This window comes from Candidatus Woesearchaeota archaeon (genome assembly GCA_030651135.1).
GTDB lineage: Archaea > Nanobdellota > Nanobdellia > Woesearchaeales > JACPBO01 > JACPBO01.
This window is the reverse complement of the sequence record JAUSCS010000009.1, coordinates 58,575-77,884: the sequence shown is the minus strand read 5'-3', so window position 1 is coordinate 77,884 and position 19,310 is coordinate 58,575. Positions and strand designations below refer to the sequence as shown.

Genomic DNA, 19,310 nt, shown 5'->3' with positions numbered 1-19,310 from the left:
TTTCAAATCAAGCAATACAGGGGCGTGTTTTTCATTGTTTTGGCTGTTGTCATCTTCATTCTTGCTTTTTTAATTGCAAGGCCATTCATTGAAGCATTGCTTACAGCTGCAGTTGTTGCTTACATTTTTTATCCGGTTTACAGATGGCTTCTGGCAAAAACAAAAAGGCCATACTTATCTGCATCAATAACAGTTATTCTCATATTGCTGATCTCAATAGCAGCAGCGTCTTTGCTGATAGGAGCGCTTTACAAACAGGCATATTCTGTATACAGCGCAGCCAAAGGCGGCTTTGCCATAGAGGGTTTTAAAATTTTTATCAATGAAAACATAAATAACTATATAACGCAGCTCTTAAAAGACTCTGCTTCTTTCATATCAGACCAGGCTTCAGGATTTTTGCTAAGCATCCCAAAAAAGCTAATATCCATGTTTGTTGCGCTCTTCACAATATTCTTCCTTTTAGTTAACGGCGAGCAGCTGCTGAAAAGGATAAAAGAAATCCTTCCGCTGAAAGAAAAACAAAAAGAGACTCTTGAAAAGGGAATTGGGAGCATGCTTTATGCTGTTGTATTCTGCACAATAATTGTTTCAATTATCCAGGGCATAATAGGCTTGATAGGATTCTATATTTTCAGGATTGATCATCCTATATTCTGGGCCCTTATACTGACGATTGCAGCAATGATACCTTTTGTAGGGTCATGGGTTGTCTGGCTGCCAGCTGCATTAATTAAGCTAATCAACGGCTATTATGCCGGCAGCAACACTGAAATCTTTCTGAGCATCGGGCTTTTAATTTATGGCGCGCTGCTGATTTCAACCATTGATAACATAATAAAGCCGAAAATTATAGGCGACAGGTCAAAGCTTCATCCTGTTTTTGTGCTTATCGGAGTTTTAGGCGGCCTGGTTTTGTTCGGCTTTGTAGGCGTGCTGATAGGCCCAGCCATCATGACATTGTTTGTAAACATAATTGAATTCTATAGGGAGTCTATCCAAAAATGAAATTAATTGTCAAAGACATGGATATTGCAACAGGGGATGTTTTAGTGGCAATACTCAACCAAAAAGATGCTGCAAAAATGGATTTGCATGCATTGGACAGGATTAAAATAAAAAAAGGAAACAAGCTTGAAACTGTTGTGCTTGATATTGCAGAAAGCGAAAAGGCTGTTCCAGAAGGGCATATCGGAGTTTTCGAGGAGATTATTGATTCTCTGAATTTAAAAGACAAGGACATTGTTGAGATAATTCCTGCAAGAAAGCCCTTGTCAATTGATTTTATAAAGAAGAAGCTTGACGGCGGAACTTTGGATAAAAAAGAGATTGACCAGATTGTGTGGGACATTGTGCACAACAAGCTGGATGCAATAGAGCTCACTTACTTTGTTTCTGCCTGCTATGCAAACAGAATGACTATGAAAGAGACAGCTTTGCTGACAAAGGCAATGTCTGACATTGGCGAAAAGCTAAAGCTGCACCGCTATCCTGTTATGGACAAGCACTGCTCTGGAGGCGTTGCTGGCAACAGGACAACAATGATAATAGTTCCGATAATTGCAGCAGCTGGCCTGGCAATTCCAAAAACATCTTCGAGAAGCATTACAAGCCCAGCTGGAACAGCAGACACAGTTGAAGTGCTTACAAATGTCAATATTCCGCTTCCTAAAATGAAAAAGATTGTTGAAAAGACAAATGGCTGCTTAGTGTGGGGCGGCGCTCTTAATCTCGCTCCTGCAGATGATAAGATTATAAAAGTTGAAAAGCCTCTTGCAATAGATGCAAAATCGCAGCTGCTTGCCAGCGTTATGGCAAAAAAGGCATCTGTTTCTGCAACGCATGTTTTGATTGACATTCCTTATGGCAAGGGCTCGAAAATTTTGGATAAAAAATCAGCATTGCAGTTAAAAAAAGGCTTTGAAGAATTAGCTAAAGCTCTTGGGATGATTGTTAAAGTTATTTTAACTGATGGTACGCAGCCAATAGGAAATGGAATCGGGCCTAGCCTTGAAGCTCGTGATGTTTTATGGATTTTAAGAAATGATCCCAGAGGGCCTCAGGATTTGAGAATAAAAGCACTGAATATGGCCGGTATGATGCTTGAAATGGGGTATAAAGCGAAGAAGGGAGAGGGCCTGAAAAAGGCATCTGAAATAGTGAATGATGGAAGAGCTTACAAAAAATTTATTGAAATAATAAAAGCGCAGGGCGGAAAAGAAATTATGCCGCAGGACATAAAAATCGGCGAGTTTGCCTATACTGTGCTTTCGCCAAAACAAGGTGTTGTTAAGATTGTGAATAATCATTCAATATCAAAGATCGCAAGGATTGCAGGCGCTCCGCAGAACAAGGGAGCAGGTGTTTATCTTTACAAGCATGTCGGCGATAAAGTGAATAAAGACGAAACATTATTTACAGTATACGCAGAAAGCCAGAGAAAGCTGGATTATGCTGTTTCAGCTATTAAAGAGTTTGATGGCGTTGTTGTTGTGTAATTATCTGGATTCTTCTGAATAAGAAAGTTGAAATAGATGAGAAGCTTCTTTTTGAAAAGTTAAAAGAGGAAAAAAGCAGCCTTTCTAAGCTGAAGTTTCCTTCAAAAGAAGAATACGAAAGAGACTTAAACAATTTGATTAATTTCTTTCCTCCTTACGAGCAGGTTAAAAAAGAAGTTGCAGATTCAGGAGCAGAAGAAAGAGCTTGAAGAAAACATAATCCCGCAGATAGAGCAAAGAAGAAAGCTTGCTGAAGAAAAGCAGGAAGCTGTTGTTTATGAGTCATTAGAGGGTATGAAATCAGCATTCAACCTTATTCTGGAAACGCTGAATAAAGGAGAAGAATATCTTGTTTTTACACTGGGAGAAGAGCTTAAATTAAAGGAAACTATCATATTTTTTCAGAATTTTCATAAAAAAAGAATTGAGAAAGGAATTAAAGCAAGATTAATATCCAATATTAAGCTAAAAGATACTCTATTAGAGCATCATAAACATCCAGGAATGAGATTTAGATTTACAGAACAATCAATACCAATAGGAATCTTCATATTTAATGGCAATGTAATGACTGTGGTCTGGCATGAGAAACCAACTGCCTTTATTATTCATTCCAAACAAAATTATGAATACTACAGGGAATTCTTTGAGGATATGTGGAAAAATGCAATGCCTTAAACGAAACATTTATATAGTACTGTAATATTATTGTTACATATGTCACAAAATAATTACAATATTAAAATCATCGAATCGCTTTTCAAGAGCGACAATCACATCAGAGGGCTTGCTAGGCTGTTAAAAACCAATCAAACCACCATTGCAAGAAAAGTCCATGAATTGTACGGAGATAATATTGTTGATTTTAAGCAAGAAGGAAGAAATAAGGTATTTTTTCTGAAAAAAACACTGGAGGCAAAGCAATATGCTTATCTTGTTGAACCGCATAAGCTATTAGAGATATTAAAGAAGTACCCTCATTTAAGGAGGATCATAGAGCTAATCAGGAGAAATCAAAAAATAAGCTTGGCAATCCTATTTGGCTCATATGCAAAAGGCATTGCAGCTAAAGGCAGCGACATTGATATCTACATAGACACCAAAGATGCTAAGCTAAAAGAAGAAGTGGAGCAGATAGATTCAAAAATAAGCGTAAAAATAGGCAGCTATAATAAGGATAGCCTGCTTATTAAAGAAATAGAAAAAAATCATGTGATAATAAAAGGCACTGAGATTTACTATGACAAAAATAAATTTTTTGATTAAGCTGCATAAGCAGGAAAAACTGCAGGAAGTTGAGCCAAGTGAGGATATTAAAGAAGCGTACATCCTAAGGTCAAATGAATCTTTATCTTCAGCAAAGGCTCTATTGAAGATAGGCAACCTTAAAGACGCAGTTGCATTGGCATATTATTCCATGTACCATTGCCTTCTTGCGGCATTGTTTAGGATAGGCATAAAATGCGAAAATCATGCTGCCTCAATAATACTTCTCAAAAAAGCATTTGGAATTGACAATGCCAAAATTTCAAATGCAAAATCTGAGAGGGTAGACAAGCAGTACTATGTTGATTTTGCAGTTAACCAGAAAGAAGCATCTAATTCTATCAAGATTGCTGAAGAATTCATTACAGAGATGAGCAATCTTATGGCTAATCTAAATGAAGAGAAGATAAAAGAGTATCATGGAAATGTCAGAATTTTCCATCCAGTCTTTGACTGGTGGCAGAAAGCCAACCTTTTTCATATGTGGAAAATTCTGAGCATGCTCAAATGTCAAAAATGTTTGCATTTTTGAGCAAATTGGAAATGTGAACATTTCCAATTAACCGCCTGATGCGATGGAACGCAGCTACATGCCACCCATCTATGATGGGTGGTTTTTGACAGGCAATTGGGCTCTTTATTGAAGAAGATGAAGAGAAGGGAAAAGAAGCGGAGGAGCCTAAAACAAAAACTATAAATACTAAATAACATATAGCTGCAATAAGGGGTGATAAATATGGTTGATGCAAATCTTATTGTTACATATGATCCTGCACATGCAGGAAGCACAAAGGCCGAGATAGAAGCGTTGTTGAAAGAGCTGAAAGTAAAGCCTAAATTTCTGAAGTCAGGCATTGACGGAGTGTTCATGATTCGGGCTCCAAATCCGAAGAAGATTGTAAGCTCGCTGTTAAACAAGGCAAAAAAAGACATCTCTAAATTTGAGCAGACATTCCACTATACGCCTATAGACAAATGGGTAAAATCCACTGTAAAAGACATGCAGAAAGGAATAAAGGGCCTTATTAAAGGCATAAAGCCGAATGACAGATGGAAGATGGAATTAAATAAAAGGCATTATGACAAGGAAGGCGTAACGGATCTTATTTTAAAGCTTACCGAAGTTATTGACAGGAAGAATGTTGATCTTGAAAAGCCGCAGAAGATCATAAAAGTAGAGATATGCGGCAACAAGGCAGGATTGGCTTTGCTGAAAGCTGATGAATTGCTTGATGTGCTTAAGATGAAGAAATGATTTTGGTTTATTTGTATATCTGAATTACAGCCATATCTTTAAATGTTACCATTCTAGAATAGAAATGTTTATAAATATACCACTTAACTTTACATAATTGTTTCAAGAGGGGATGGAATGATAGAAAAAGCTAAAACTATTTCAGTTATCGCTGTTGGGAACAGTAAAGAGGATAAAGTGCCCGATAGAAAGGGCATCGGGCAAAAAGGCTATCTTGTCAGAAATTTTGGGCTTCAAATTGATGAACTAAACATTTCTAAATTGTGGCTAATAGAAACAAAACCAAATGATGATGCTGGCTATTATGAAATAGCGGAAGAAATTTTGATTAACCCCGTCATTCATTCTTATGCCCTATATGCTGGTTTTGATCCTTTTGCAGAAAAATATTTTAATAAAAAGCATGTTGGAGACTGGATTCTGCGCTTTGGCTTTAAGACGCAGCCCTTTGTTAGTGATGTGGAGGGTGAATTTGTCCAGCGAGCAATAAAAGATGTTTTAGGAATAGAGCTCAGCTCTTTAAGAACAGCAAGCCAGTATACGCTTAGAGGAAAATTAAACAAAAAAGATCTTGAAGTGATTGCAAACCAAAGCCCGATTGACTCGAAATGCCATAAAGTCATTTATTTTCCTATTGACATGGATAATATGGGCGCTATGCAAAGCCCTATTAGCAAAAGGCACCAGAGATTGATTTACAGAAAATAAAAATGGCAATAGATGAATCAGTAAAATTTGAATGGGGAAAATTTTTGAATTTAAAACATGAAGAGCTTGATAGTTTTGTTGCCCATCACAGATTGGCTTTTCTTCCAGGTGAGGCGGCAGTTGTTCAGAAAGAAATGAAAAAAGAACTGCCCTACTGGAAAAATAAAGGCATTGAAATAAACTCTGATTTTGCACAAATGTTTCTTAAGATGGTTGATCAGCAGTGGTGTGAGCATTCAGCGCATGGAACAAGCAAAGGAAGAATAAAACTTCTCGATTATTCTCTTGGCAATGGCGTTGAGCCAATCATAACGCAATATAAAAACCTCATTAAGGAAACAATCTTCCATGCTTCTGAATTTTTAAATAAAGATTTTGTCGCATCAATGTTCAAGGACGATGCAGGCATAATTTACATGGGTGTTTTTGAAGGCAGCAAAGTTGGTTTTGATCATAAGAAATTTGTCAAGCTTGGCCTTGCGTACAAATGCGAAACACACAATTTCCCATTCAAGATTTATGCAATAGGCGGCACAGAAACAGCATTAGGCGGAGACATAAGAGACATTTTGGCAGTTCTTGGTGATTTAAGAGGAGCAACTTATGTGCTATGCCTTCCGCCACCTGATTTGGACTTGAAAAAAGTTCCTAAAGGCGTTCATCTTCCGATTCAATATTTGCTTGATGGGGTAAAGGGAAATGAAAGTTATGGAAATAAATTTGGAGTTCCTACAGTAATCTCAAAAATAGATGCCAATAGAATATTTGCTACCAATCCTTTATGTTTCTCGGGTGCTTTTGGCGTGGTGGATATTGACGAATATCTCAAGGCACAAAGGATTATGCCCGGAGATAAGCTAGTTGCATGGGGAGGCGCAACAGGAAGAGATGGCTTAGAAGGCGCTACCATGGCTTCAATGGGCGGGCATGTTATTGGCAAAGGAGCCCTAACAGAGACTGAGAAAAAACAGGCAAAAAGGCTAAGCGGTGCAGTTCAAATCGGAAACCCTGTTGTTCAGCAGGCATGGGCTTATGTCCTTAACAGATTTATTTTTCCAATGAGCATAATAACCAAGCAAAGAGATACTGGCGGCGGCGGCTATAATGCAAGTTGCTTTGAATTGTTTGAAATGAGCAATGGCGGAGTTCTTTATCTAGACAGGATTTGGACAAAAGAAAAAGGCCTAACAGACCTTGAATTGATTTTGTCAGAATCACAGGAAAGGCAGACTGCAACTGTTCGGCCACAGCACGCAAAAACATTAGTGGAAACAATGGAATATTTTGGTGTTCCTGCAGCTGTTTTAGGAACTTGCACAGGAGATGGCAGAATCAGATTAACGAAGAATAATGGAAAGACTGTTGTTTTTGATGCGAATGTTAATTTCTTAAGAAATGGCAAGCCAAAGGTTAGGAGAACAGCTATTTACAAAGAGCTCCAATTGCCAGAGCCTATTATAAAAAGAAAAAAAGACCTTACAGAAGATTTTCTGAAAGTATTGGCTTACCCAACAATAGGAAGCAATGAGATGGTTATGGCGAGGAAATTTGACCATCATGTAGGCAATGCAACTGTCCACGGCCCACTCTCAGGCCCTCATTATGATGCGCCAAACGATGCTGCTGTGATTCAGCCATTTATGGATTACTATAAAGGCGCTGTTATTTCCATAGCAATTAACTCGAGAAGGGGAATAAAGAGCGTCAGGAATATGGTTAAGTCAATGTTTGATGAGGGCATTATGAGAAATATAGTTGCCGGAGGAAATCCCCATCATATGGCAACAGGCGACAATTGGTCATTTGCAAACATAAAAAGAGATGATGAGGAATTAGGAAGAATGGCTGTGGGTTATCAGACTTTTGCTGATATGGTTGTTTTATTTGAAGCGCCAGGCATAGTAGGCAAAGACAGTTCCAATAACAATCATGTGGAAGACGGAGAAAAGTACTATATTCCCACAATGCTTCATTTTTCAGCAATGTCAGTTATAGACGATGTAAGAAAAACATTAACATCATTTGCAAAAAATCCTGGAAATCTGATTTATCTTGTTGGTTCACCTACTAAAGCAGAGTTGGGTGGCTCTGTATTTTATGCGATACAGCATTTTAAAAGAAAAGGAAAAGACGAGTTTGCAGGAGGAAAGTCAGAGTACCATGTTGATGGTTATATAGGTAATAAAGTTCCGGAATTGGACGAGCAGTTAGCAAAAAGAACATATCATGACCTACATCATATTGTTCAAAATTGTGTGAATGCAGATCCAAAAGAAAGCATTATCCGCTCTTCAAAAATAATTGCAGCTGGAGGCCTTGTGACTGCCCTGGCTTTAATGGCTTATGGTGGAAGACATGGAATGCAAATAACGCTTTGCGATAAGGATTTCTCCTCATTAGAAAACCATGAGCTTTTATTCTCAGAAACTCTTACAAGAGCATTATTTGAAGTAGATGCACACAGACATAAAGAATTTGAGAATATGATGAACAGAACGCATATACCTTATAATTTAATCGGGCTTACAGACTCTACCCAAGATTTCAAAGTTGTCTGCCCTGACTTAACACCCGCTGTTTCGACAACACTAGATAAAATAGGAAAGGCATGGAAATCTGCTTACAATTTCGCAGAACTTCCATGAATAAAAATGCCGACAAAAAAACCAAAAGCTGCAATATTGTGGTTGCCTGGTAAAAACAGGTATAGGGAAAGTGAATGGTCCTTGAAGCATGTGGGCTTTGAAGTAGAGCATGTCTTCATGAATGACCTGCTCTCAAAAAAGAAAAGTGTTCTTGAATATTCTTTGATATTTGATATTGGAGGATTTGGCTTTGGGGATTATAATTTTGCAGGCTCACTGGCTGGAAAATATTTCCTGCATCCCAATGTGAAATCTGAAATGGAGCGGTTTGTAGATGAAGGCAGGCTTTTTTTGGGTGTGTGCAATGGTTTTCAGGATTTGACAGTGGCTGGGCTTATTTCAACAGCAAAAAAACCATTTGGGGAAGTTAATTTAGCACTTTATGATACAGATGCCGGAAGATTTATGGATTATCCTGTAAGTCTTGATAATGTCAACAGAGGAAAATGCATATGGACAAGAGGAATTGATGATGTGCTGCTTATGCACATGGATAATGGGGAAGGAAAGTTAGTCACAAAGGGATACTATCGCAATGATATTGCTGTTTTGAAAAAACTTCGGAATAATGATCAGGTTGTATTTACATATGTTACACCTGAAAGAAAAATGTTGGGAAAAAGACAAAGCAATCTAAGGGCAGATCCAACAGGTTCTGTTGACCATATTGCAGGCATATGCAATTATAAAGGCAATGTGCTTGGGATGATGCCTCATCCAGAAACAACTAACCCATTGTCAGATCCTTTGTGGACAAGAGATGGAGCCAGAAAAGAGCCTTCGGGCTTAATTTTGTTCAGAAATGCTTACGAGTATGTTAAATGAGAATGATTTAAGATGAAAGAAAAAATAATTGTGCTTGATTTCGGAGGCCAATACACGCAGCTGATAGCCAGGACAGTAAGGCAGTGCAATGTTTTTTCGGAAATAAAGCCCCATGATTGCAGCCTTAACAGCATCCTGGAAGAAAAACCAAAGGGGATAATCCTTTCAGGAGGGCCTAGAAGCGTATATGAAAAAGGAGCTCCTCTTGCTGACAAGAAATTATTTGAACAGGGAATCCCGATGCTGGGCATCTGCTATGGAATGCAGCAGATGAATCATACACTTGTAAATAAGGATTGGTGGAACAAATATTTTCTAAATTTCTTTTTTGGAGACGGAATTCTTCATGGAGAACATATTGTAAAAGAGTATGGCGAAAAAGAAATTAAAATCGACAATGCTCACCCGTTGTTTTCACGTTTAGATGAAAAAATTATTGGCTGGATGAGCCATGGCGACAGTGTTGATGGAAGAAGGCTGGCAAGCGGATTCAGGGTGATTGCAGAAACAAAAGACCATGTTGCGGCAATAGCGAATGACAAAAAGAAAATTTACGGCGTTCAATTCCATCCTGAAGTGACCCACACGCCAAAGGGAAAAGACATTATTTCTAATTTTGTGCATGATATTTGCGGCTGCGGCAGCGGCTGGACAATGGGAAATTACATAGAAGAGTGCAAAAGATACATAAAAGAGACTGTTGGAAAAAACGACGTTATATGTTTTGTAAGCGGAGGAGTTGATTCAAGCTTTGTCGCAACAGTTCTTGCAAAGACAGAAGGCATAGGAAAAATTTACAATGTTTATATCGAAGGGTTGATGAGAAAAAACGAGACAGAGGAGGTTGAAGCCAGCTTAAGAAAAACAGGTGTAGCGCTGATAGTTGTGAAAGCTGAGGACAGATTTATCAATGCAATAGAGGGGATGAGCGACCCTGAACAAAAAAGAAAAACAATTGGCAATTTATTTGGAAAAATAATGCAGGAAAAATGCTCTGAGTTAAAGCTTGATCCTGAAAAAACATTCCTTGCTCAAGGGACGCTGTATACTGATAGGATAGAAAGCGGAAAAGGAGTAGGCAGGAAAGCGGCAACAATAAAATCACACCACAACGTAGGATGCAAATTCATAGAAGAAATGGAAAAAAGTGGAAGGATTGTAGAGCCAAACAGATTGATATTCAAGGATGAAGTCAGGGAAGCAGCAAGAGAAATTGGGCTTCCCCCCACTATTTCTGAAAGGCAGCCATTTCCAGGGCCAGGTCTCGGAATAAGAATAGTAAATGGAAATCCTGAATGGGTAAACGATGCACTTTACAAAATAAATGATAGAGTAAGCCAGATAGCAAGAGAAGAAGGACTAGAAGGGTATGTATTGCCGATAAAAACAGTAGGAGTGCAGGGAGATGGAAGAACTTACTCTTATTTGGCTTTGTTGAGAGGAGAAAGAAACTGGCAAAAGATAAGAAAAGCAGCTAAAAGAATTCCAGAAGAGATTCATGACATTAATAGAATTGTGTATGAAGTTAAACCTAGAGCTGATCCTGTAAATATTTCTTCCTTAATACCTACAACTGTAAGCAGAGAAACAATTGATTTATTGAAAGATGTTGACTACGAAGGAAGAGGAATAATAGATGATTATGGGTTTAGCAGGAATATAAGCCAGACAATATTTGTATTGTTTGGAGCTGACATCTATAATGCTGGAAAGAGAAGTGTTGCATCAAGGAATGTTTTAACTGATGATTTTATGACAGTTTCCCCTATAGAACCTCTAGATGTCAAAAGAGAGAATTTAGCAGAATACCGAAAAAAAAATATGATCAGAATGTCATGGGAATGCCTTGATGAAATTCACGATACTTTGATAAAAAAATACAATGTCGGCGCATATGTAATTGATGTTACAGACAAGCCGCCGGCAACAACGTGCATGGAGTGAGGGGAAAAAATAAAATGACACAAAAACTGGGAGAAGATTACGAAAATCGCGAAGCCAAGTCAGTTGAAGCTGCAAAGAAAGCAATAGCAAATTCAAAAGCCGATCTGTTCTCAAGGCGCATAGTCGGCGGGTTTTTTTCTGATTTATACGAAACAATCCATCCTGAATATTATTCTTTCTCAACCTGCGACAGCGTAGGCAGCAAATTAATGCTGGCTCATGCCTCTGTGCAATATCCTGAATTATCAGATCTTCTGCAAAAACAAAGAATAGCGTCAATTGCCGGAAAATTTGACACAATTGCAATTGACGGCATTGCAATGAATGTAAATGATGCTGCTCCGTGGGGAAGCGCATTTTTTGATCAGCTCACTAAATTTACAGCATGCCAGGCTGCTTATGAAGAGAAAGAGATTGCAGGCGATGTTGAGCTCGGGCTCATAAAAGCAATGAAATTAGCAGATGTTTCCAACATTCTCAAAGTGCCTAAAATAAATCTCGGAAAATGTGAAACAGCATCTTTAGAGGAAACAATAACAACAGTTGATGAAATGCATGGTTTCGAGCTGGTGTTTTCGGGCTTCGGCTTTATCAGCAAAAGGGATGTTCTTGAGAAAGGCGTATTCACGGAAAATGGATTTGAGTTTTATATAAAGCCAAAGCAAATTATTGTTGGGTTTGAGTCATCCGGACTTCATTCAAATGGCTATACTGCAGCAAGATTAAGATTGCTTAATGGGCATTTTGAAAAAAGGGAAAAATACAGGAAAGAATACACGGGATGGTTCCATCTTGATGAAAAAGTTCCTGGCTATGGCTCAAAAACATTTTTAGAAGTTCTGCTGGAGCCGACTATAATCTATTCGAGGGCAATGGCAAGGATCGCAAAAGAATTTCCCTATGTCATTGGCGTCAATATAACAGGAAACGGACTGGCTAATTTTAACAGAGCCGGCAAAAATGTGGAGTATGTTATAGATGATCCAATCACGCCGCAGCCCATATTCGAATTATTTGAAGAGGAAGTGGAAGGGCAATTCAAAAAAGGCAAGATCACAGAAAGATATGATGCAGAAAAAATATACCGAAAACTGAATATGGGAATGGGGTTTGCATGCATTGTAAATAAAAATGATGCAAATAAAGCAATTGAATTGGCTAAGCAGGAAGGAATCAAAGGCAAAATAATAGGCCATGTAGCTTCCGGGTCTGGCGATTTAAAAACAAAACTCATCCTGCCTGGAAAAAAGCCTGTTGTGTTTGAAGGGTATATGTAAAACAAAAGAGGTTAAAACGACAAGATTAACAGCCATATTCGGCTCAACAAGCGACGAAGAAAAGGTGCTGCCGGGAATTGTGAGGGCGGGAAAAGAACTGCCTAGCTTGGAGGTTGCAGTTTTCTATGCTTCCGCAGACAACACGCCTGAAAAGGTTGCTAAAATAATGGCTGAACTTAAAGCCCGAACTGAAATGAAAGTTTACATATGCGGAGCTGGCATGAGCAATGTTCTCACCGGAGTTGTAAAGACCTACGCAACAATCTCAGATATTGTAATAGGCATACCAATAACAGACAGCGTTACTCATGGATTAAGCTCATTCCTTTCAACAGCAGAAAAGCCGCCTTTAAATCCCGTATTGACAGTAGGCTTGGACAACAGCTATGCTGCATTAAACATAGGATACAGATTCCTGCAGAGCAGGTTTAATGAAACAATTGCTGTTCTGAATAACGAGCATATCGGCAAAGAATCCATGGATGAATTAGAAAAAGCTTTTAATGATCTGAATCTAAAATACCAAATCAAAGATATTGAAGAAATTAAGAGGAACGATGTTGTTGTAACCATCTTTAACAGCAGAGGGAATTACATTAATCGCATCGATAGGCAGCTAAGAAATGGTGTTCAAATATGCATCAGAGAACCGCCTATTTATGACTTTTTTGAATATATGAGAGACCTGCATGAGACAGTAGCAACGGGTGTTGTGAGCATCGGTTCTTATAAAAATGCAGTGCAGATTGCTGCGCAATTGACGCAAAGCTATGCAGCCTTTGGTATAATAGAAGAAGCAAAACAAAAGAAATCAAAAACGTTAAATGACCATAATGGCGTGCTTGTTGTCAATGGAGAAGTGAAAACTTTATAGTGAATAAAAACGAGAAGTGTGAAAGATTTTAATTGGAGGTAATAAAAATGATTGAAGGATTAGAAGCATTAGCAAATATGGAATATCCTGGAAGATTTATCATAATCGGCCAAGATCTTGGTAAAGAAAACAACATACTTGTTTACGGCATTACAGGAAGAAGCCCGCCAAGCCAAGCAAGAAAGCTCGTAGAAGATAAGGATGCAGAGGTTGGAAGCGGGGTAATTCGAACAGATGTCACAGACAAAAAGCAGCTGGAAAAAGGAAATCCTGCTTTGCTGATTTATCCTGCAATAGCATTAATAAACAATGCGCTAATTGTCAGCAATGGGGCACAAACAGCATTAATCTATAGGGCAGCCAAAGCTAATCCTCTTAAAACAAATGCTGCAAAAATATTAAACGAGGCTTTTGAAATAGCATCTCCTCAATATGATTCTAAAAATGGCTGGATTGATATAACGAAGCATGAACCTGATGATCCGAATTTCACGCCAAGGATAAGCGGCTGCCTGCAGCCAGACAGCGCCGCGTTTTACATAATGAGAAGAGACCAAATGGGTTCTAGGCATGATGATTGTTATGATATTGCTTTAGAAGGAGGCAAAGGAAAATTAATTGCAACTTATAGTGGAAAAAACATTGATCCACTGCCTTCATTTGCGGGGGGGCCTCTTGATGTTGGTTTAGAGGGCAAAACAATTGACGAAACTGCAAAAGAAGTTTATGATGCATTGGCGCCTCTTGAAATCAGGGGAATGGAGGATCCTGCAAAGGATTTCCGTGTTGGAGTTGCAGTTGTTTATTCAAACAGAAAAACATCAGAAAATAAAATATCAATAATAAATAGATGCGATTTGGGAGGAAAATAAAATGCCAGAATCAGAAAAAGAAAATCATGACTTTCCAAAACAAGTTTCATTTGTGAATATGGATGCGCTGCTCGGAGATCTTGCTAAGATCTATGGTGATTTGCCATTAGACCGCCATTTGCCTACAACCAAAGGAGATTTAATAGGCAAGATCAAAGAAATAATAAAAAGCTCTTCGATTATTTTTGATAGAAAAATCTCCTGCAGATATGGCGAGAATCCGCATCAAAAGGCATCGGCTTACGAAGATAAAAACTTTAATGGGTCTTCCATTTTGCATGTTGATCCGCTTCATGGAAAGCCTCTCTCTTACAATAACATAATTGATGCTAATGCAGCTTTAGAATCGGTTTTGGAACTAAAAAAGCCAGGCGTCTCTGTAATAAAACATACAAATCCGTGCGGCTATGCTACTGGGGAAACATTAGCAGAGGCCTTTGAAGCAGCATGGTTTGGCGATCCAGTTTCTGCATTTGGCTCTGTAGATGCCTTTAACAGAAGGCTTGATTTAGAAACAGCGCAGAAGATTATAGATACTAATAAAGCTCAGAAATCCTTTGTTGAAGTTATAATTGCCCCTGAATATGAGCCAGATGCCCTTGAAGCTTTAAAAGCATGGAAAAAAGACATAAGATTGCTGGCTGTTGGTGATTTGATCAGAGGCTATGCAGGATTGGAGATAAAATGCGTAATAGGCGGATTATTAATGCAAACTCCTGATGACAGGCTGTATTTAGAAACAATCGAGGATTTGTTTGAAGGCGCTTATCAAATAATTGAAGGAGAAGATGTAAAAACAATCGGCATTGTAACAGATGCAAAGCCAAGCACGAGCTTGATGGGGAATTATGACCATGCATGGAAAGCAGCAAAGCATACAAAATCAAATGCCATAGTTATTGCGAGAGAGTATAAGCCAGGGCATTATCAAATACTGGGAATGGGGGCTGGCCAGCCAAACAGGGCTGTTTCTGTCAGAATTTCTGCTGAAAAGGCAAGGGAAAATCTGGCAAGAGAATTTGATGAAAGATTTAAAGCCAACTTGCAGCCTGAAGAAGATCATATGTACGGCAAAAGAAAAAAAGAATACATTGAATTGCAAATGGGAAATTGTGCCTTGGCATCAGATGCCATGTTTCCTTTCAGAGACGGCATAGATGATGCAGCCAAAACCGGCATTAAGCACATAATACAGCCAGGCGGATCTAAATACGATGATGATGTTATCAAAGCCGCAAACGAATATGGCATAGCCATGATCTTTACAGGAATGAGGCATTTTAGACATTGAACAAGGAGGTGAAAAATGGCAATTGATAAAAAACTAATAACACCGGAGATCATGAACAACACTTTGAAGAGAGAAGTCTACCCTGAAATTGATGTCAGAACTCCGCCCAAAATGGGCAAGGTAAGAACTGTTTATGATGTCACAGATAATGAATTGATCATGATATCAAGCGACAATCTTTCAACCCATGATGTTGTGCACAAAAGACGAGTATACGCAAAGGGGGAAAACCTTGATGCAATCTCCTCATATTTTTTTGAAAAAACAAAGCATATTGTTCCAAATCATTTTATCAGGAACATTGCGCCCAACACATGGCGTGTGCTGAAAGCAAATCCAATATTGGTTGAGATGGTTTTCAGAAAATATCTGACAGGCTCTGCATGGAAGGATTATGAAAAAGTAAATGGACCTGAAAAAGGAATGGAATTCTGCGGTGTAAAATTAAGGCCAGGCTATAGAAAAAATGAGAAATTAGATGAGGTAATATTTACGCCAACAGCAAAAGGCCAGGCTAAAGATTTTTCAATCCCTGAGTTCAGGGGATTGAATCCAGAAGCAAATGACCCTAAACTTACAGCAGAGATCATAAAAAGAAATTATGAGGCATTTGGCTTAAGAAAGCCGGAAGACCTTACCCACATAATGGATATTGGATTTGAGCTATACAATTTTATAAATTCTTATCTGGAATCCAAAGGAGATTTGCCAGCAGACACAAAATGGGAGTTCGGCTATCTGCCTAGCGATGTTATTGGACTAATAGACGAGCATGTAACGCCGGATTCCTCAAGATTCTGGAACAAAGAGAAATATAAGTTTAACCCTGAAAAAAATGAATTTATAATCGTGCAGGCTGACAAGCAGCATTTCAGAGATCATGTAGAAAGCCTTGGTTTGCACAAGGATGAAAAAAAGCTTGCAGAATATTGGATGCCTGATGATGTCATGGTAGAGGGGATAGTAAAATATTGCAATATACGGGAAGCAATAACAGGAACATTGCCTGAAATAACAACAGCGCCGAGGAAAAAGATCATATTGGAAGCATTAGCAGAAGAAGGATGTTTGAGGTGAACCAAGTTGAAAGAAGAAAGAACTCAGCCAAAACCAAGATTTCCAAAAGATTACAAGGTAGATACAACTAAATTGGCAGCAGGAAGATACGGGACTTTTGAGATGGTTGACATCTGGGGGGATGAAAAGACCTTTGAATATAGCTTATATGTTCAAGGCGAAGCAGCAAGGACATTGGCAAAATTATACCCCGATATTGTTTCTGTGGATTTGGCAGAAGAGATCGCAGAAAAAGCGTCATTAAGGCACATAGACCCTGATAGGATAAGGGAATTAGAAGAGAAAGGAAGCCATGATGTTATTGCAATTAACACGTCATTGGAAGAAAAAGTAAGCCCTGAAGCAGGATCCCACATAAATAAAGCAAAAACAAGCGCAGACACGACACAGCCAGCAAGAGCAATACAGCTAAAACTGTCTTTGTGTGTAATCGCGGATTCCGTAGAAAACTTAAGAGATATTTTAATAGATAAATCTTCATTATGGATTGATAAGCCACATATGGATGAAACACATGGTTACGATGCTCTTCCAACAGTCGCTGGCAGGCCTTTTGCACATTACGCAGAAATGCTTCAGTCCGGACTAGACGTTCTAAGATTTGTTTATGAACATTCGGTTATTGGAAAATGGGGAGACGCTACAGGTAATCATCACTCTGCTTTGGCTTTAGGCATTGATGGGATAAAATTACAGGAAGAATATTGCAAAAAACTAGGAATTGGCTTTATGGACGCTGCAACACAATTGCCGGGGCTAGAGTTCGAAGCAGACATTGCATATGTTATGTCGAGATTGGGGGAAACAATGAACAACATTGCAAAATATATTGCGTGGGGAAGAAGCGATGATGTCAATATTTTCATCAATGCTGCTCCGCAGAAGAAAAAAGGTTCTTCTGCAATGCCTCATAAAGATGCTAAAAACGGCAACCCGACAGAAGAAGAGCAGTTTATGTCAGCAAGAAACTACCTGGCAGGCAATCTCGTCACCGCTTTAATGAATTGTGAGATGCCTTATGCAAGAAATTTAGCTGCATCGGCAAACTCAAGAATAAATCTCGAAGATGGGTTTAAATTTACAGATCATGCAATAAGAAGATTGGCTAACATTGCCTATTGGATCGAGTTAAGGGAAGAGAGAGCAAAAGAAAGAGTTTTAAGAAGCTATGGAATTGTTACAGCCCAATTAGTAATGACTTATTTGACAGATCACAGAAAAGTAAAGGACCCATTAACAAGGAACCAGGCTCATGATTTGATGGGGGAATTAGCAACTTGCGCCTGGAATTCTAGAACGGCATTTATTGATGTTTTACTGACGAATGAGCAAGTTACAGGCAGATTAAATGAAACAACTTTGAGAGAGATAACAGACCCGCTAAAATATATAGGACAAAGCAAGGAGATTGTTAGATTAATTGCTGACAAATATCACCATAAAAAAACATTGTAGGAGTAAACAAAATGGCAAAAGTCTTAGTTATTGGATCAGGCGGAAGAGAGCATGCATTAGGGTGGAGTATTGCTCAGGATCCTAAAGTGGATGAAGTACTATATGCTCCTGGAAATGCAGGAACTGGAAAAGATGAAAAATGCAGGAATGTGGACATTAATGTGGCAAAAAAAGAGAATGTTGACAGACTTTATGATCTTGTTATGAACGAAAAGGTTTATATGGTTGTTGTCGGTCCAGAGCAACCTTTGGTTGACGGCATTGTTGATATTTTCAACCAAAGGGGGTTTTATAGAATATTTGGCCCAAGAAGTGTTGCTGCTGAAATAGAATCTGACAAATTTTTATCGCATGATTTAATGGCGAACTCAGGTATTCCTCAGGCAAGATCTATTTGCTGCTCTACAACATCAGAAGCTTTAAATGCCATACACCAAATGAGTACAAGCAAAGGCGTTGTTATTAAAGCCCGCGGTTTGACGGCAGGAAAGGGTGTTTATGTCTGTGGTAGCAAAGAAGAAGCTTTATCTAAATTAGAGGACCATGCTAAGCTGTATGGGCCTAATGTTTTGGTTGCTGAAAGATTGTTTGGACAGGAATTTTCTGTTTTTGGAATTTCTGATGGTGAAAGAGTAATTCCTTTAGAAATGTCTGTGCAAGATCATAAATGTTTGCTTGATAATGATTTGGGTCCTAATACGGGTGGAATGGGTGCTTATGGCCCAGCTCCTATTGCAGACAAAGGGGTGGTAAGGTATGTTGCAGATACAATGATGACTCCATTAGTCAGGAAAATGAAAGGGGAGGGCAGAGAGTACAAAGGGTTTTTATATGCCGCTGTTATTATGACGGAAGATGGGCTTAAGATTCTAGAATATAACTGTAGATTTGGAGATCCTGAAGCCCAGCCATCTGTTATGATGTTTAAGGGAGGCATATATCCGGCAATCTCAGCTGCTCTCGATGGAAAACTTGACGAAGTAAATGTTGAGTTCAATCCAGGCGCTTCTTGCTGCGTTGTGATGGCTTCCAATGGTTATCCTGGAAAATATGAAACCGGGTTGCCGATCGGATGTCTTGAAGAGGTTTCTGGCTTGTCTGATGTTAAAGTGTTCCATGCAGGTACTGGAATAAAAGATGGGCAGATAGTGACCACGGGCGGAAGAGTATTGGGAGTTACTGTATATTCTGCTGATGGAATCAGAGATGCCCGATCAAGAGCTTATAAAGCAGTACACTTTATTGATGACACTACAACAAGGCTGAATAATAAGATTGTATTTATCTATAGAAAAGATATAGCAAATAAGGCTTTATGAGAAA

17 protein-coding genes are annotated in these 19,310 nt (G+C 38.7%); all 17 read left to right on the top strand.

Going from position 1 to position 19,310, the window contains the following annotated elements; genetic code table 11:
• Positions 1 to 39: 39 nt before the first annotated feature.
• The 17 genes from Q7J54_05005 to purD all read left to right on the top strand — a co-directional run bounded on the left by Q7J54_05005 (position 40) and on the right by purD (position 19,306).
• Positions 40 to 1,008 carry an AI-2E family transporter gene (locus tag Q7J54_05005; protein ID MDO8740901.1) on the top strand — a complete coding sequence of 323 codons (969 nt, stop codon included), beginning with the start codon at positions 40 to 42 and terminating at the stop codon, positions 1,006 to 1,008.
• On the top strand, positions 1,005 to 2,498 hold the full coding sequence (locus tag Q7J54_05000) for an AMP phosphorylase (protein ID MDO8740900.1): 1,494 nt from the start codon (positions 1,005 to 1,007) through the stop codon (positions 2,496 to 2,498). The genes Q7J54_05005 and Q7J54_05000 overlap by 4 nt, the downstream gene beginning before the upstream one ends.
• Positions 2,499 to 2,675: 177 nt before the next feature.
• Positions 2,676 to 3,176, top strand: a complete 501-nt coding sequence (locus Q7J54_04995) for a hypothetical protein (GenBank protein MDO8740899.1) — start codon at positions 2,676 to 2,678, stop codon at positions 3,174 to 3,176.
• 39 nt (positions 3,177 to 3,215) lie between these two features.
• A complete protein-coding gene (locus Q7J54_04990; GenBank protein ID MDO8740898.1) occupies positions 3,216 to 3,764 on the top strand; it encodes a nucleotidyltransferase domain-containing protein in 549 nt (182 codons plus the stop codon).
• Entirely contained in the window at positions 3,739 to 4,296 is a 558-nt protein-coding gene (locus tag Q7J54_04985; protein MDO8740897.1) for a HEPN domain-containing protein, read from the top strand. The genes Q7J54_04990 and Q7J54_04985 overlap by 26 nt, the downstream gene beginning before the upstream one ends.
• Positions 4,297 to 4,500: 204 nt before the next feature.
• A complete protein-coding gene (locus tag Q7J54_04980) occupies positions 4,501 to 5,019 on the top strand; it encodes a THUMP domain-containing protein (GenBank protein MDO8740896.1) in 519 nt (172 codons plus the stop codon).
• Between the two features lie 117 nt (positions 5,020 to 5,136).
• On the top strand, positions 5,137 to 5,727 hold the full coding sequence (locus tag Q7J54_04975) for a hypothetical protein (protein ID MDO8740895.1): 591 nt from the start codon (positions 5,137 to 5,139) through the stop codon (positions 5,725 to 5,727).
• A 2-nt stretch (positions 5,728 to 5,729) separates the two neighbouring features.
• Positions 5,730 to 8,372 (top strand): AIR synthase-related protein, encoded by a 2,643-nt coding sequence (locus Q7J54_04970; GenBank protein ID MDO8740894.1) that lies wholly within the window; start codon positions 5,730 to 5,732, stop codon positions 8,370 to 8,372.
• A gap of 6 nt (positions 8,373 to 8,378) precedes the next feature.
• A complete protein-coding gene (locus Q7J54_04965) occupies positions 8,379 to 9,197 on the top strand; it encodes a phosphoribosylformylglycinamidine synthase subunit PurQ (GenBank protein ID MDO8740893.1) in 819 nt (272 codons plus the stop codon).
• Positions 9,198 to 9,209: 12 nt separating this feature from the next.
• A complete protein-coding gene (gene guaA / locus Q7J54_04960; GenBank protein MDO8740892.1) occupies positions 9,210 to 11,141 on the top strand; it encodes a glutamine-hydrolyzing GMP synthase in 1,932 nt (643 codons plus the stop codon).
• Positions 11,142 to 11,155: 14 nt separating this feature from the next.
• Positions 11,156 to 12,418: an AIR synthase-related protein gene (locus tag Q7J54_04955; protein ID MDO8740891.1), complete on the top strand. Its 1,263-nt coding sequence runs from the start codon at positions 11,156 to 11,158 to the stop codon at positions 12,416 to 12,418.
• Complete coding sequence (locus tag Q7J54_04950) at positions 12,402 to 13,292, top strand: AIR carboxylase family protein (protein MDO8740890.1); 891 nt, start codon at positions 12,402 to 12,404, stop codon at positions 13,290 to 13,292. Before Q7J54_04955 ends, Q7J54_04950 begins: the two co-directional genes overlap by 17 nt.
• Before the next feature lie 47 nt (positions 13,293 to 13,339).
• Positions 13,340 to 14,164 (top strand): IMP cyclohydrolase, encoded by an 825-nt coding sequence (locus Q7J54_04945; protein ID MDO8740889.1) that lies wholly within the window; start codon positions 13,340 to 13,342, stop codon positions 14,162 to 14,164.
• A 1-nt stretch (position 14,165) separates the two neighbouring features.
• Positions 14,166 to 15,455: an IMP cyclohydrolase gene (locus Q7J54_04940; protein MDO8740888.1), complete on the top strand. Its 1,290-nt coding sequence runs from the start codon at positions 14,166 to 14,168 to the stop codon at positions 15,453 to 15,455.
• 15 nt (positions 15,456 to 15,470) lie between these two features.
• A complete protein-coding gene (locus Q7J54_04935) occupies positions 15,471 to 16,532 on the top strand; it encodes a phosphoribosylaminoimidazolesuccinocarboxamide synthase (protein MDO8740887.1) in 1,062 nt (353 codons plus the stop codon).
• Positions 16,533 to 16,538: 6 nt separating this feature from the next.
• Positions 16,539 to 17,987, top strand: coding sequence for a lyase family protein (locus Q7J54_04930; GenBank protein MDO8740886.1), 1,449 nt, complete (start codon positions 16,539 to 16,541; stop codon positions 17,985 to 17,987).
• Between the two features lie 11 nt (positions 17,988 to 17,998).
• Positions 17,999 to 19,306, top strand: a complete 1,308-nt coding sequence (gene purD / locus Q7J54_04925; GenBank protein MDO8740885.1) for a phosphoribosylamine--glycine ligase — start codon at positions 17,999 to 18,001, stop codon at positions 19,304 to 19,306.
• Positions 19,307 to 19,310 lie beyond the last annotated feature (4 nt).